This window comes from Desulfosarcina sp. (assembly GCF_055467485.1).
On the sequence record NZ_JBUOIV010000004.1, the window covers coordinates 157,032 to 172,320 of the forward strand.

Below are 15,289 nucleotides of genomic sequence, written 5' to 3' on the forward strand. Positions count from 1 at the left end.
TTGGCTTCGATTGCCGGTTCAGCGGTTGGTCCCGCCAAAGCGGACAGAACCTGCGCTGGCTGTCACTGCTCAATTAACGCTTGTAAAAAAGGCAGCTTTTGTGTAAGGGTGTATTTGTTTTTAATGTGAACAATCAGAAGGTTGGTTGGAGGTTAGCTGTTCTCACGTGTCTGATCATTGCACATCGCAATGGAACCGTTTTTACTGTCCTACAAACGCTACAATTCTTGAATCAGTTTAATTGCCCTTCTCTCTTCATATCCTGATGAACAAGGGCGACCACCCGATGCGGCGGCACGGATCGCCGCTTATCTGAATCATGGCTAAAACCATCTCAATCGACGAGATTCGCCGGCGGAAAGGCTCGCCTGAGACAACGGACAGCGCCGGAAAAAGTGGCGCGCCCCTTTCGTCACCGTTTTCGTATATTATTTTGCTGGAAGAAGAGGATCCCGTACCCACCCTTCCCCGGTCTAAAAAGAATACCGCGCATCAGGCTAAAAACGACTGATCCGGTTGCTTCCCGGCATGGCCGCCTCACCCCCTGCAGCAGGATTCAACGGCGGCCACCGTCTTCGGAATGGGCGGGCCCAGGACCGTTGCTCCGGTGGAAGTTATCTGCACATCGTCTTCGATACGAACCCCGCCAAAATCCAGATACGATTCCAGTTTGCCGTAATCGATCAGATCGGAAAACCGGTTTTCGTTTCGCCATTGTTGGACCAGTTGGGGAATGAAGTAAATCCCCGGCTCTACGGTCACCACAAAACCCGGCGCCAGGGGTTTGGCCAGCCGCAGGCGGTCGATGCCGAAGCGGCTGTCCCGGCGGATCTCTTGCGTGTATCCGACATGGTCTTCTCCCAGGCACTCCATGTCGTGCACGTCCAGACCCAGCATATGTCCCAGGCCATGGGGGAAGAAAAGGGCATAGGCCCCGGCCTGGACCACCCGGTCCACATCCCCGCGAATCAAACCCAGATCCTTGAGGTCCGATGAGAGCCGTCGCGCGGCAATCTGGTGAACATCCTTATACGGGATGCCGGGCTTCATGGCGGCCAGCGCATCCGCCTGCATGCCCAGCACGATCTCGTAGATCTCTTTTTGGCGACCGCTAAACCGGCCGCCCACCGGTATGGTGCGGGTCGTATCGCTGGCGTAGCCCATGGGCGATTCCGCGCCGCAATCGCATATCGCCAGGCGCCCCGCCTGCATCAGGTTATCGTGACGACGGTTGTGCAGCGTCTGGCCTTCGATTGAAAAAATCGTCCCGAAAGGTGGCTTTCTGCCGGAACGACCATAGGCCAGGCCTTCTATTTGCCCCACCACCTCACGCTCGTATCGACCCGGCGTGGCCATGCGCATGGCAGTGGTCTGCATGACGGCATTGATCGCCAGCGCCGCCTCGAGTTGAGCCACTTCCGCGTCGCTTTTCACCGAACGCTGGCGGATCACTGCCCGGATGAGCGGTGTGGACGTATTTCCGGCAACGGCTGCCGGATCCATGGAGCAAAGTCCGGCCACCTGCATGGTCTGATCCATGCGGTATGGCGGCAGAAAATGGACCGGTCGTCCTCCTTTGATCGCCTCGGCGACAATCGCAGACAATTGACTTGAAGGTGCTGAGCGGTCGACGCCGACGCCCCGGCATCGCTCATGCAGGGAGGGCTGCGGCCCGCTCCAGATCACCTCGTCCATCGACAGGTCTTCCCCGAACACCGTTTCCGTATCCGCTTCCACGTCGATCACAGCGGCCAGGTCGGGCAGATCGATGCCCCAGAAGTAAAGAAATGAACTGTCCTGGCGGAAAAAATGGCAGTTGTCCGGGGCGTTGATCGGACTGGGTCTATTTCCCAGAAACAGGATCAGTCCGGAACCGACATCCGCCTTGAGGCGTTGTCGTCGATGGCTGTAAAGATCGGCGGAAAACATGGATCCATCCTCCTTTGTGGTGGGCAATCGTTACCGGCGCCAACCAAAAGATGGTGATTGACCGGGCAACTTAATTGACCTGCCAGCGCGCAACCGATTCAGGTAAATGTCGCTGGAACGACGAAGGAGTGAACCCCATAGCGCGCATCCCTCGCCGCTTGCGGCGGGGTTGGCGAGCGAACCGAAAATAGACTCACATCCTTATGGTGAACCCTCCCGACAACTATTCGGAGTGAAGCAGAGATCCCGCTCATCGGGGCCGCGGAGAGGGTTCCATGTGGATTAAACGGAAGCGACATGTCAATGAATATTCACAACCGGCGGTCCGGATGGGCTTTTCCCGTTGCGACGCCGTTCCACCTCGTGTATATTCTTATTATTCCCCGCATGCAACCCAATCGTTTCTACCGTCGAAAAGGCAGGATTAACCTAATCAATGTGCAAACCAGGAGGAGGTCCAATGAGCTATCGGAAAGGATTTACAGCGGTATGTGTCGCGCTGACGATGTTTTTCGCAGCTTCCAGCGCCTTTGCCACAACTTGCGTCTACTGCTCGGAAGGCAGCCCCGAAGGCTTCACCCCGGCCTTGTATACGTCCGGCACCACCTTCGACGCCTCGTCTCGGGCTATTTTCGACCGGCTGGTGCTGTTCGAACGGGGCACCACGACAATAATCCCCGGCCTGGCCGAGAAATGGGAGGTCTCCGATGATGGCCGGACCTACACCTTTTATCTTCGCAAAGGCGTGAAATTCCACACCAAGAAGAACTTCACCCCTTCCCGTGATTTCAACGCCGACGACGTCTTGTGGTCTTTTTACCGTCAGCTGGACCCCACCCATCCGTATCATAAGGTATCCGGCGGAAGCTACGAGTATTTCACCGGGATGAGCATGGACAAGCTGATCGAACGCATCGAAAAAAAGGACGATTATACCATCGTCTTTCACCTCACCCGTCCTGAAGCACCCTTTATCGCCAACATGGGAATGGACTTTGCCTCCATTCACAGTGCCGAATATGCCGATCAAATGATGAAGGCCGGCACCCCGGACCTCAACGACCAGGATCCGGTCGGTACCGGCCCATTCGTTCTAGTCCAGTATCAGAAAGACTCGACCATCCGCTACATCGCCCACCCCGACTACTGGGGCGGCAAAGCGGCCATCGACAAGCTGGTATTCTCCATCACCCCGGATGCATCGGTCCGCTATGCCAAATTAAAGGCCGGCGAATGCCATGTCATGCCCTACCCCAACCCGGCCGACCTGGCCCAGATGGCCACGGATAAAGACATTCAATTGCTGGAGAAAGAAGGCCTGAACGTTGGCTATCTGGGATTCAACACGGAAAAAAAACCCTTTGACAATGTGGATGTTAGAAGGGCGCTGAGCCTGGCCATCAACAAACAGGCCATCATCGAGGCGGTCTTCCAGGGCGCCGGCAAGATCGCCAAAAACCCCATCCCCCCCACCATCTGGTCCTATAACGACGCGGTGAAAGACTACGCCTACGATCCTGAGGCGGCCAAGAAGATGTTGGTCGATGCGGGTTTTTCCAACGGCTTCGAAACCGACATCTGGGCCATGCCGGTTCAGCGGCCTTATAACCCCAACGCCCGGCGCATGGCTGAAATCATCCAGGCGGACTGGGCCAAGGTTGGTGTGAAGGCTAAAATCGTCACCTACGAATGGGGCGAATACCTCAAACGCTCCAAAGAGGGTGAACACCAGACCGTATTGCTGGGCTGGACCGGTGACAACGGCGACCCGGACAACTTCCTGTCAGTCCTGCTGGGCTGCGATGCCGTCGGTTCCGCAAACCGGGCCCGCTGGTGCTACAAACCCTTTGAGGATCTGATCCAGAAGGCCAAAGTCACCGCCGACGTAGCCGAGCGCACCCGCCTGTATAAAGAGGCCCAGGTGATTTTCAAGGACCAGGCACCCTGGGTCACCATCGCCCATTCCGTGGTCTTCGTCCCGGTGAGAAAAGAAGTCCGGGATTTTAGGATCGATCCGTTTGGCGGGTTTGTGTTCTACGGCGTGGACATCCAGTAAATCGAATCGTTCACCGGTTCAGATGTTCTGCGTTCAACTGACGACCCCGAAGGGCGAACTCTGAACCGGTGAACGTCTGACAATAAATGCTTCAGCTATTTCGACCAACCAAGTCCCCATGATCCGTTTCCTAATCAGGCGCCTGGCACTGGTAGTTCCGGCCTTTATCGGCGTGACCCTTCTGACCTTTGCCCTGATCCATTTGATTCCCGGAGACCCGGTGATGCTCATGGCCGGAGAACGGGGCATCACCCCCCAGCGCCATGCCAGACTGAAAGCGCAGCTGGGCCTGGACAAGCCGCTGCCTGTCCAATATGCCAATTACGTCAATGGCATCCTTCACGGCGACCTGGGAAAATCGATCGTCACCAAAAAACCGGTGCTCGTCGAGTTCATGACCCTCTTTCCTGCCACCGTCGAACTGTCCCTGTTCGCCATGTTCTTTGCCGTGGTCATCGGGCTGCCTGCCGGGGTCATCGCCGGCGTGAAGCGGGGGTCCACCTTCGATCATGCGGTGATGGGTGTGTCACTCACCGGCTACTCGATGCCCATCTTCTGGTGGGGGTTGCTGCTGATCCTGTTTTTTTCGGTGGAGTTGGGCTGGACTCCGGTATCCGGGCGCATCTCCGCCCTGTACTGGATCGATGCAGATACGGGGTTCATGATCATCGACGCCCTGCGGTCCGATGAAAAAGGCACCTTCATTTCAGCCCTGAGCCACCTTATCCTGCCGTCTGTCGTATTGGGCACCATTCCACTGGCCGTGATTGCCCGCATGACCCGCTCTTCCATGCTCGAAGTGCTGCAGGAGGACTATGTCAGAACCGCCAGAGCCAAAGGCCTGGCCCCGTGGCGCGTGACCCTCATCCACGCCCTGCGCAATGCACTGATCCCCGTGATTACGGTCATCGGCCTGCAAACCGGCGTGCTGCTGGCCGGAGCCATTTTGACCGAAACCATTTTCGCCTGGCCCGGTGTGGGCAAATGGATTGTCGAATCCATCCGCCGGCGCGATTATCCCTCGGTTCAGGGAGGAATTCTGCTGATCTCCACGCTGATCATTATGGTTAACATGTTCGTTGACATGATGTACGGCATCGTCAACCCGCGCATCCGGCATAATCACTGAGGACCCTCCATGTCCGAGATCGCCATCACCGCAGCTTCCGTGCAGGCGCCGCCGCACCCCGTCAGAGAGTTCTGGTCGTATTTCAAAGAGAACCGAGGCGCGGTGCTCGGTCTCTATTTCATTCTTTTCATATCCACGGTGGCCATCTTTGCCGATGTCTTCGCACCCCACAGTCCATTTGAACAGTATCGCGATGCGATCCTTACCCCGCCGGCATGGCAGGACGGCGGCACGTGGACCTATCCGCTGGGCACCGATGACGTGGGGCGGGACATGCTCTCGCGGCTGATTCACGGCGCCCGTCTGAGCCTGTTCGTCGGTGTCCTGGTGGTTACCCTCTCTCTGGCAGCCGGGATTCTGCTGGGGATCACCTCGGGCTATATCGGCGGATATTTTGAAGCCATGGTCATGCGGCTGATGGACATCATGCTGGCCCTGCCCAGTTTGCTGTTGGCCATGGCCGTCGTCACTATTTTAGGGCCGAGCCTGCAGAACGCGATCCTGGCAATCGCCATAGTGGTGCTGCCCCACTACGTAAGGCTCACCCGGGCGTCGGCGCTCACCGAAAAGACCAAAGACTACGTCACCGCCTCCCGCGTCTGCGGAGCCGGTCCCTTGCGGTTGATGTTCCTGGTCATCCTGCCCAATTGCATGGCGCCGCTCATCGTCCAGGCCACGCTGGGCTTCTCCACAGCCATTCTGGATGCCGCTGCGCTGGGTTTTCTGGGTTTGGGGGCCCAGCCGCCCGTACCGGAATGGGGGGCCATGCTGGCCAACGCACTCCAGTTCATCCAGCGGGCGTGGTGGGTGGTCACCTTTCCCGGCCTGGCGATTCTGTTTACCGTCTTGGCTTTCAACCTGGCCGGTGACGGTCTCAGGGACGCCCTGGACCCCAAATTGAAACGCTGATGACACTATTGCAGATCGAACACCTCTCGGTTGATTTTTCAGGCTTTAAAGCCGTTGATGACGTGGACCTTGCCGTGGATGAAGGTCAGGTGGTGGGTGTGGTGGGAGAATCCGGCTCCGGTAAAAGCGTCACTCAATTGGCCTTGATGGGACTGATCCCCTACCCCGGCATTATCTCGGCAAAAAACCTTAGATTCAACAATTACGATGTCCTGGCCATGTCCGCCAAGATGCGGCGCAGCCTCATCGGCAAAGATATCGCCATGATCTTCCAGGAACCCATGACCAGCCTCAATCCCTGCTTCACCGTGGGGTATCAGATATCGGAGACCCTGGCCGTTCACGGCGGCGGCAGCCGTTACCAGCGACGGGCACGCACGATCGAACTGCTGGATCAGGTGGGCATTCCCGCACCCGAACAGCGCTTGAAAAGCTTCCCCCACCAGCTTTCCGGTGGTATGAACCAGCGAGTGATGATTGCCATGGCCATTGCCTGCAGCCCTAAACTGCTGATCGCCGACGAGCCCACTACAGCCCTGGACGTCACCATCCAGGCCCAAATCCTCCGCCTTTTGCTGGATCTTCAGCGGCAGAATCAGATGGCCCTGATCCTGATCACCCATGACATGGCAGTGGTGGCTGAAACCGTCCAGCAGGTCGTGGTCATGTATGCCGGGCAGGTGGTGGAAAAGCACCCGGTTGACGAGATTTTTTCGTCACCGCGCCACCCCTATACGGCAGCCCTTCTGGATGCACTTCCCGAACGAAGCCCGGGCGTGAAGCGGTTGCCGACTATCCCCGGCGTGGTTCCGGGAAAATACGATCGGATCGACGGTTGCCTGTTTCACCCGCGCTGCCGGTTTGCCGAGGACCGCTGCCAGCAGGAAGCACCCTTGCTGCGCAGCGACGGCGTTGGGTCGGTGCGATGCCATTTTCCCCTTGCCCACGGAGCGCCGCAGCAATGAGAAACGATGAGGTGATCAACGCTCGGGATCTTGCCAGATACTACCGGGTAAAAAATGGGGGGCTCTTTCAGAAGCCGTTGACGGTAAAGGCGCTGGACGGGGTCTCCTTTTCGATCAACAAGGGGAAAACCCTGGCCGTCGTCGGTGAATCGGGCTGCGGAAAATCGACGCTGGCGCGCCTGGTCACCATGATCGAGCGACCGACGGCCGGGCAATTCGAGATCAACGGGATGGATGGCAACGCCAGGGATGACACCATTCGGCGGAAATTGAGGCGGCACGTTCAGATTGTTTTTCAGGATCCATATGGTTCGCTCAATCCCCGAAAGAAAGTGGGCGCCATACTTGAGGAACCGCTGAAGATAAACACCGGGATGAATGCCGGCCAAAGGCAGGAGCGCGCTCTGGCGATCATGGAGAAGGTCGGTTTGAGCCGGGAGCACTACTCGCGCTATCCCCACATGTTCTCAGGCGGTCAGCGCCAGCGCATCGCCATTGCCCGGGCCCTGATGCTCAACCCTGCATTGGTGGTGGCCGATGAACCGGTATCCGCCCTGGACGTGTCGGTCCAGGCCCAGGCGCTTAACCTGCTTATGGACCTTCAGGAGGAACTGGACCTGGCCTACCTGTTCATCTCCCACGACCTGAGCGTGGTTCGCCATATCGCCGACGACCTGATGGTCATGTATTTGGGACGGCCCGTGGAACAGGGTGAAAAGGAAACCATCTTCGAACAACCGCTTCATCCCTATACCCGGGCGCTTCTTGCATCCACACCCAGGGTTGACAAGTCTGCACGAAAGATCCGCGCAATTCTAAAAGGAGAACTCCCCTCTCCGCTCAACCCGCCACCCGGGTGCACCTTCCACAAGCGCTGTCCCCACACCACCGACATCTGCACCCGGCAGCGGCCCGATCTTCGGCTGCTTCATGACCGGCAGGTGGCCTGCCACCACGCGGAATCGGTTGCCGAAAAATGGGGTTGATGTCGACCGAAAGCTCGACTACCCGGATGTCGGTGCGTGATCAGGTGTTGCGCTCGGCCGCACCGGCGTATACCGGCATGAGGGTTTCAAAAAGAGTGGCCATTTCGCTGGCGATGGCTTGTTTTTTGTCAATGACAGCGTCCTTGGCCATCTGCTTTTCGATGCGCAGATCGATGACACCGGACTTGCCGGCGGCTGACAAAAAGGCGCTCAAGGATTTGACGGGCGCATCCTTTTTGTCCGAAAGCGAATTCACCCACTTTTCTTTTTTGGCTTCCAGTTTCCCGCTGAATCCCTGCTTGCTCAGATCACACAGATAGAGGTCGTGAGACAGGCACTGTTTATTGAGCCATGAATCGTTTTCCGGCTTTTCCAGCCACTCCATCAACGCGCGCCAGTCGCTCTTTTCAGTTACGGAGAGATCGGGTGCGGGAACGTGAACCCCAAAAAAGAAATTCTCATCTTCCACACGGGCATAAAATTTTGCCTGAAGCTTCAGATCGGCCTGCTTCTGACGAACGATATCTATCCAGGCAACCTCGGGCTTTCGCAGCACGGCCCACGAGTTGAATTTGAATTGTTTGTTTTTTAATCGCTGGGCCACCGCACCACCGAGTTGCCCACGACCGCGCCAGGTGGTTTTGGACACCGTGTTGCTGAAGTCGGCATCTTCAAGACCGGCAAAATGTTTTCCCCCTTTGGCGGTGGATGCCTTGGCTTTCTTGACTTTCTGGGCAGCCTGGGTTTGTTCCTGCTCTTTTTCGAATTGCATCCGTTCGATAATGCGCCGCTGCAGATCGATGGATGTCGATATTTCCTCGCCATCTTCCCATCGGATATCCATGGAATCCCTTCGTATGGCGAGCACCTCGAAGGCCCCTTTCATATTTTCATATTTTTCGCCGATTTCAAATTTAATCTCTTCTGTCATGCAGTTCTCCTTGTGGTGAAATTACGTGAGGTCACGTTAACCGCTAAGTCATTCATTCACCGGTGTATGGAAATTTCGGAAACAAACAATTCATTGTCATCAAAAAAAAGCTCAACGCAGCGGTCTTCATCCCCCTGGGTCAGGTCGATCACCGACTCGGCGATTTTTTCGGCGTAAGGCGCGATGGGATACAGGTTCGGGGTTCTCAATGTTTCCACCAGTTCATCACAGCCCGCGGCGACAGCCCTGGCGATGGTCTTTCCATCATAGTCCTGATCGCAAATCAGGTCAAAATGGTCCTCACGAAGCATGGATGAGTCAACATTCTTGGTGTCTTTATCAAGCACGGCAAATTCTTTGATGTTCAGGGTGTTTTTCTTTTGCGACTGACAAATGCGATATTTTTGTCTCATATTCTTTCTCCTGGGGTTTCCCGCACCGTCCATGGCCGCCAATCAGCCATGGCGTCGCGCTGCGGCAAGGCTAAAAACCAACGCAGCGTCACTTGCCGATCTGCGTCTTTCCGGCAAGATTGGCCCGCTCCGGTGAATTCCGGAGTCGTTGCTTGCCACACCATAGACACAATCACATTCGCTTTTCCACCGCCCCCATGAATCGAAGCCGTGACAGCCATATCAAATGGTCAGAGCGTGTAGAAGGTGCGTATCGCAAGCGAGTTGTCCGTTGCCATCGTCACTGCAGCCCGGGAGATGAAGCCCTGTTTTACGGGAGGAAAAGTGTCACACACCGAGGGGCAGGGCCGGAAATGCTTCAACAAGGCGAATATTTGCCTTTAGCCTATATGGATCCCAACCGTTTGTCAATTATCCTCCCTCTTCGTCTCCCCAACCACGCCGTATCCGATCCGCTGCCTTGTTTCACGCCACGGGTCTGGAACGGCATGATTGAATCACCACAGCCGGCGCACTTCCCGTGGTTGTCAACGGGATCGGCGGGCGAAGTGGAAATCGATGTTCACCCCAGCGGTGCCGCTCAGCGCTGCTGCTCGTGTCAGGACACTCCCCGCGGCTTGTCGGGGTGAAGCGGGACCCCCGCTCATCGTGGCCGCTGGTATGGCTCGATCGGCGCCTCGGCATAGTTATGGTTCGCGGCCTGCAGCACATGGAAGAGGGTCGGTAGAATCGCTGCGTAGGACTATGCTAATCGACCAGGGATCGGACAGGCACGGTAAATGCGGGCGGTAGCTTTCAAGGAAATACCCGACCAACATTTTGTTCGTTTATGGATTCTACTTGACGACTTTCAAAGTGTTTCCGGCCTGCAGTCGTTTCTGGAGTTCCTTCAAAATCACGTAGGATGCCTGTTCGGGAGTGATCGTCTTTACATATGCGGTGGACATGCACGATTTCATTAACGGATCGTTTCCCGGAAGGCGGAATTCGCTGCGCAGGAAAATGCCGTAGGAGCGGTGGAACCGGACCAGCGCTGGCTCGTTCATGTTGGCCAGACGGGTTTTTTCGGCAAACGACAGGTCCACCACCAGTTTGTCCACGACCTGTTCTACAGTGGGCGGGAATTTATCCAGAAAATAGTTCATGGGTCTCACCCGACCAAAACCGATCATCCGTCACAGGTAAAGGGGTAGAAATGAAAATAACAATATCCGCCTGGATCACCGTACATCACCTCGGTTTCCATCATGCAGGTCCCGATCATATGTTTAGACACGTCAGCATAGTCAGGCCGCTTCTCCTCCGTTTGTTTACAGGTCAGGCAAATGGGCTGGTGGTCGAAGACGGACAGAATTCGCTGGTCCCTGGCAGCCAGCTTCGCATTGCATCGACTACAGGCAACCGCACAGGACAGTTCGTGTTCCCACTGGTCTTTCATTGAGTTACCCCCTTGCATGGATCATTTTCATCAAGCAACCGGCCTGCATTTTCCAATAATAAAGCCGCTACGTTCTTTTTCAAGCCGCTCAGTCCGATTGGACATCGCGGAAAATGGTGCGGCAATCTTGTCCTTGACGCCATTCGGGTCGATACCCGTTACTGGCAGGAACCGGTGCGCCTGCCGCTCATCTCGGTCACCATGACCATCCCCATCTGTTCAGTGGTCATCTCGCCCTCGAACCGGTCGCCGTGGTAGGTTATCTTACCCTTGCCCTTCATATTGCCGGCCTGTTCGCCGCAGACGACCGACCAGGACACCGTGCTGCCGATGGTTTTCATGTCGGAAACCGTGCAGTCGTCCTGTCCGGGCGAGTTGGTCTTCGGTACGGCATTGTCCTTGGTGATACACTGGGAAAAGGTCATCGGGGGAATGGTCATGCCCTGCATTTTCACCTGAGAGGTGATCTCCCACATACCGTCCTGCATGTTGAGCTCCGATCCGGCGTATACCGTGCCGCATAAACTCACGAGCCCCATAAGGATCCACACGCCAAGCCACTTGACCATTTTCGTTCCCTCCTTGTTTCGTCGGCCGGAATAATCCGGCATGTGCTGAATCACCCTATATCGAACGTTCAATTGGAAGCCCTCGCCTCCACCCCCTTTAACCTGACAAATCCCCAGGCAAAGGGGCCGGATGGAAAAAAAGGGGGGCAATCTCGAGCGATTGTCTAAGGCACATCTTCAATGGTCGGTTTGTCGATTCAGCATAGCCGTCATTTTTTTGAACCACAACGAAAAAAAAGGAAACGCTGTGACCGCATCTGTCACAACCGGGTGTTAGTCTTGAATCCATTCAAACGATAAACCCGTAAACGGAGGGCGTCCATGAGAAAGCACGAACTGACCACCGATTATCACGACTATTTCGAGTATTTCGGAAACACCGAGATCGAACGGATCAGACGGCAGGCCGGCCGCACCCTGAGGCGCGACTGGATCATTTTTGACACCGTCGAGGAGGCCATGGATTATTTCAACAGCAAATGCGGTGAGTTCGTGGGGTATTACATGTAGCCGGATCCCTTTGCGGGGCATACAAGGGCCGATCACCACCGGCGGCGCCGGGAGGGCGGTGCGTTGAGGTCTCTCCGCCCCCCCGGGTGCGTTTCCGACCGGCCCTGGCGTTTAGAGGCGAACGGTGATTACAAGCGCCAGTAGTTGATGCCTTCCTTTTCGGCATCAACCGGTTCGAAGGCGCTTTTCACGTCCACGATCACGGCCCGGCCCCCGCCGCACAATCCGGCAAGGTGTGCCAGCCCCATATCCCGGAAAGATTGGTGGGAAACGGCTATCACCAGGGCGTCCACGCCCTTGAGTTGATCAAACGCCTTCAGGTCGACGCCGTAATAGGTCCTGGCTTCGTCGGGGTCCGCCAGCGGATCATGGACCAGGACATCGATGCCGTAATCGGCCAGTTCATCGATGATGTCGACCACCCGGGTGTTGCGAAGGTCCGGCACGTCTTCTTTGAAGGTGATGCCGAGCACGCCGACCCGGGTGCGGTTGATTTGTCTGCCCTCCTGGATCATCAGCTTGACGACCCGCTCGGCCACATATTTGCCCATGCCGTCGTTGATGCGCCGGCCGGCCAGGATCATCTCCGGATGGTAGCCGATGGATTCAGCCTTGAAGGTCAGATAATACGGATCGACGCCAATGCAGTGCCCGCCCACCAGGCCGGGCCTGAACGGCAGAAAGTTCCACTTGGTGCCGGCCGCTTCGAGCACCGCCATGGTGTCGATCCCCATGATGTCGAAAATCATGGACAGTTCGTTCATCAGGGCGATGTTCAGATCCCGCTGGGTGTTCTCGATCACCTTGGCCGCCTCGGCCACCTTGAGGGTGGGCGCCACGTGGATGCCGGCCTTGACCACGCTGCCGTATACCTTTTCCAACAGCCGGGCCGTGGGCGCGTCGGACCCGGAAACGATCTTCATGATCTTGTCCACGGTGTGCACCTTGTCCCCGGGGTTGATCCGTTCCGGCGAATAGCCAACAGTGAAATCCCTGCCGAAAACAAGGCCCGACTCCTTTTCGAGGATCGGCACGCACACCTCTTCGGTGGCTCCCGGGTAAACGGTGGATTCGAAAACCACGCAACTGCCTGCGGCCATATGGCGGCCAGCGGATTCGGACGCGCTGCGCAGGGGGGTCAGATCCGGAATGCGGTACTGGTCGATGGGGGTCGGAACGGCAACGATGATCAGCCGGCAGTCGCCGAGGGCCGCGGGGTCGTCCGTGTAGGCCACCGTGGCGGCGGCCATCTCTTCATCGGAGACTTCCAGGGTGCGGTCCCTGCCGGACTTCAGCTCGGCGACTCTGCTGGATTTGAAATCGTATCCCACCACATCGAAGTGCCTGGAAAGGTGAACGGCCAGGGGCAGCCCGACATAGCCCAGGCCCACCACCGCTATCTTCTCCTGTTTTGCAGCCAGCGCATCAAAGGTCAACATCACCCGCTTCTCCTTGAAATGAATGCGTTTTACAAATACCGGAATCCGCCTGCAGGCCGACGTCCGGTTGCGATCGGAGGCCAACATACATCATATCCAACCGAGATAAAAGAACAATCCAACCGGCTAACGGCAAGTCAAGCATCCCCCACATCCCTTTCGACCTATTGATCGCCGATGAAAAACGGCCTGAAATCCGATTCCGGGCGTTTGAGGGCATCGTCGATCAGCGTCAGCAAACGCTTGCGACACCCGGGCAAACGGCCTTCCAGGTTGATGTAATTGGTGTAGTGATCGCTGGTCAGCCGCGACTTCACGTCCAGCCGGCGGATCATCGCGGCCGCCTCTTTGAGCACCCCGTGTGGCCCCAGCATCTCAAAGGCGCCGCTTTCCACCATCTTGAGCAGCGGCGTGTGGCGCTTGGGCACAAACGTCCGCAGGCGGATGAAATCCGGGGCGATGCGATTGAGCACGTCGGCTGTCCGGGTGGCGTGCGACCGGGTACCCGCCGCACCGCCGATGCCCAGCATGACATAGAGGCTCAGTTGAATGCCGGCGGCCATGGTCCATTGCCCGGCTTCCGCCTGTTGCCCGGCGGTGGTGCCTTTATGGATCAGCCTCAATATCTCGTCGTCTCCGGATTCCAGTCCCACATGGATGCGGCTCAACCCCGCATCGCAAAGGCGCTTCAATGCATCAGGCCCCTTTTTATGGATGTACTGGCTGGAGCCGTAAACGGTAATGCGCTCCAGGTGCGGAAAGATCTGCCGGGCATGGGCACAGACGCGGCAAAGGTCGTCGGTGGGCATGGCGATGGTGTTGCCCGCCGGAAAGAAGAGCCGGCGGACACCGCGGCCATGAAGGTTCCGGGCCTGATCCAGGTCGGCGACAATGTCCGCCACCGGCCGCACCCGGTATCGGGGGCCCTTCTTGTAGACCATGCAGAAGGTGCAGCGGTTGTGGGGGCAGCCGACGGTGGCCTGGACCAGCAGGGAGCCGGCTTCGCTGGGGGGACGATAGATGGGGCCTTCATAACGCATGTCGAATGTCTAACCTGGTTAATCCGCAAACAGACATTTGCAAGCATTAAATTTTGAACCGATAAATTTCAACATCCAACTCTCAAACGAGATCGAAAACCGACGGTTGTTTGCCATCACCGGCTGCAATTGCCTTTCGCACGGTTTGGAATTTGTTTATTGTGATTTATTTGGAATTTGTGATTTGTTATTTTCTGTTTTTTCTACCCTGTTAACTGCAGCAGTTTCAACAGCTGCCGCAGCTCCCCCGGACGCAAATGCCGCCAGGATCCTTTCCCAAGGTTGCCCAGCTTCAAATCAGCCACACGGATGCGGTGCAGGCGGACCACCCGGTTGCCCGCTTTTTTAACCATCCTGCGGATCTGCCGGTTCTTGCCCTCCATCAATACGATGCGGAAGCGATTGCCGGAGATACGGCGCACCCGGGCGGGCCGGGTCATCACGCCGGACAGCGGCATGCCTTTTTCCATGGCGGCAAGGGCCTGATCGGCAAGGGGCCACTGCACGGTCACGTCGTACTCTTTTTCGTGGTCAAATGAGGGGTGGGAGAGGCGGTGATGGATCCGGCCGTCATTGGTCATCAGCAGCAGACCGGTGGAATCCTTGTCCAGCCGGCCAACCGGAAAAAGCCGCTGGGGCAGGTCGACCAGGTCCGTGACCACCGGCTCCCCCCGGTGCTCGCAGCTGGCCACAATGCCTTCGGGCTTGTTGAGCATCACGTAGACGAGATGATCCGGTTTCCCCACCGGCACGCCGTTGAGATGCACCACATCCGTGTCGGGATCCACCTTGGTGCCCAGGGTGACCACCACGTTTCCGTTGACGGCGACGTTACCGGCAAGGATGTGCGCCTCACCCTTGCGCCGGGAACAGGCCCCGGCTTCGGAGAGGAACTTTTGCAGGCGAACCATTGCCATGGATAGTTGTGCGGCCTTTCGTCAGGACCGGCAGTCAGTGTGCCTCAAAATGGATTCT

The 15,289-nt window shown here is 57.1% G+C and carries 15 protein-coding genes; 6 read left to right on the forward strand and 9 right to left on the reverse strand.

Features of this window, described 5'->3' with window-relative positions; all coding sequences use genetic code 11:
* Window positions 1-537: 537 nt before the first annotated feature.
* The gene (locus tag ACZCED_RS03685; protein WP_464860234.1) at window positions 538-1,929 is read right to left on the reverse strand and encodes an aminopeptidase P family protein; all 1,392 of its coding nucleotides are present in this window, start codon (window positions 1,927-1,929) and stop codon (window positions 538-540) included.
* 460 nt (window positions 1,930-2,389) lie between these two features.
* On the opposite strand from ACZCED_RS03685, the gene ACZCED_RS03690 reads away from it, so the two are divergent.
* The 5 genes from ACZCED_RS03690 to ACZCED_RS03710 all read left to right on the forward strand — a co-directional run bounded on the left by ACZCED_RS03690 (window position 2,390) and on the right by ACZCED_RS03710 (window position 7,974).
* Entirely contained in the window at window positions 2,390-3,985 is a 1,596-nt protein-coding gene (locus ACZCED_RS03690; RefSeq protein WP_462968412.1) for an ABC transporter substrate-binding protein, read from the forward strand.
* A 118-nt stretch (window positions 3,986-4,103) separates the two neighbouring features.
* Window positions 4,104-5,114, forward strand: a complete 1,011-nt coding sequence (locus tag ACZCED_RS03695) for an ABC transporter permease subunit (protein WP_462968413.1) — start codon at window positions 4,104-4,106, stop codon at window positions 5,112-5,114.
* A gap of 9 nt (window positions 5,115-5,123) precedes the next feature.
* Window positions 5,124-6,023, forward strand: a complete 900-nt coding sequence (locus tag ACZCED_RS03700; protein WP_464860235.1) for an ABC transporter permease subunit — start codon at window positions 5,124-5,126, stop codon at window positions 6,021-6,023.
* Window positions 6,023-6,988 (forward strand): ABC transporter ATP-binding protein, encoded by a 966-nt coding sequence (locus ACZCED_RS03705; RefSeq protein ID WP_462968415.1) that lies wholly within the window; start codon window positions 6,023-6,025, stop codon window positions 6,986-6,988. Before ACZCED_RS03700 ends, ACZCED_RS03705 begins: the two co-directional genes overlap by 1 nt.
* Window positions 6,985-7,974 carry a peptide ABC transporter ATP-binding protein gene (locus ACZCED_RS03710; protein ID WP_462968416.1) on the forward strand — a complete coding sequence of 330 codons (990 nt, stop codon included), beginning with the start codon at window positions 6,985-6,987 and terminating at the stop codon, window positions 7,972-7,974. Before ACZCED_RS03705 ends, ACZCED_RS03710 begins: the two co-directional genes overlap by 4 nt.
* Window positions 7,975-8,014: 40 nt before the next feature.
* On the opposite strand, the gene ACZCED_RS03715 is transcribed toward ACZCED_RS03710, so the two are convergent.
* The 5 genes from ACZCED_RS03715 to ACZCED_RS03735 all read right to left on the reverse strand — a co-directional run bounded on the left by ACZCED_RS03715 (window position 8,015) and on the right by ACZCED_RS03735 (window position 11,325).
* On the reverse strand, window positions 8,015-8,905 hold the full coding sequence (locus tag ACZCED_RS03715) for a hypothetical protein (protein WP_464860236.1): 891 nt from the start codon (window positions 8,903-8,905) through the stop codon (window positions 8,015-8,017).
* 56 nt (window positions 8,906-8,961) lie between these two features.
* Window positions 8,962-9,318: a hypothetical protein gene (locus tag ACZCED_RS03720; RefSeq protein ID WP_462971041.1), complete on the reverse strand. Its 357-nt coding sequence runs from the start codon at window positions 9,316-9,318 to the stop codon at window positions 8,962-8,964.
* A gap of 836 nt (window positions 9,319-10,154) precedes the next feature.
* Window positions 10,155-10,463, reverse strand: coding sequence for a DUF6794 domain-containing protein (locus ACZCED_RS03725; RefSeq protein WP_462971040.1), 309 nt, complete (start codon window positions 10,461-10,463; stop codon window positions 10,155-10,157).
* 23 nt (window positions 10,464-10,486) lie between these two features.
* A complete protein-coding gene (locus tag ACZCED_RS03730; RefSeq protein ID WP_462971039.1) occupies window positions 10,487-10,756 on the reverse strand; it encodes a hypothetical protein in 270 nt (89 codons plus the stop codon).
* A gap of 158 nt (window positions 10,757-10,914) precedes the next feature.
* Entirely contained in the window at window positions 10,915-11,325 is a 411-nt protein-coding gene (locus ACZCED_RS03735) for a DUF3617 domain-containing protein (protein ID WP_462971038.1), read from the reverse strand.
* 321 nt (window positions 11,326-11,646) lie between these two features.
* Here ACZCED_RS03735 and ACZCED_RS03740 point away from each other — a divergent pair, with 321 nt between their 5' ends.
* Window positions 11,647-11,835 carry a hypothetical protein gene (locus ACZCED_RS03740; protein ID WP_462971037.1) on the forward strand — a complete coding sequence of 63 codons (189 nt, stop codon included), beginning with the start codon at window positions 11,647-11,649 and terminating at the stop codon, window positions 11,833-11,835.
* 128 nt (window positions 11,836-11,963) lie between these two features.
* On the opposite strand, the gene ACZCED_RS03745 is transcribed toward ACZCED_RS03740, so the two are convergent.
* The 3 genes from ACZCED_RS03745 to ACZCED_RS03755 all read right to left on the reverse strand — a co-directional run bounded on the left by ACZCED_RS03745 (window position 11,964) and on the right by ACZCED_RS03755 (window position 15,231).
* Window positions 11,964-13,361 carry a nucleotide sugar dehydrogenase gene (locus ACZCED_RS03745; protein WP_462971036.1) on the reverse strand — a complete coding sequence of 466 codons (1,398 nt, stop codon included), beginning with the start codon at window positions 13,359-13,361 and terminating at the stop codon, window positions 11,964-11,966.
* A gap of 77 nt (window positions 13,362-13,438) precedes the next feature.
* Complete coding sequence (locus ACZCED_RS03750) at window positions 13,439-14,314, reverse strand: B12-binding domain-containing radical SAM protein (protein WP_462971035.1); 876 nt, start codon at window positions 14,312-14,314, stop codon at window positions 13,439-13,441.
* Between the two features lie 203 nt (window positions 14,315-14,517).
* Window positions 14,518-15,231 (reverse strand): pseudouridine synthase, encoded by a 714-nt coding sequence (locus ACZCED_RS03755; RefSeq protein WP_464860237.1) that lies wholly within the window; start codon window positions 15,229-15,231, stop codon window positions 14,518-14,520.
* Window positions 15,232-15,289 lie beyond the last annotated feature (58 nt).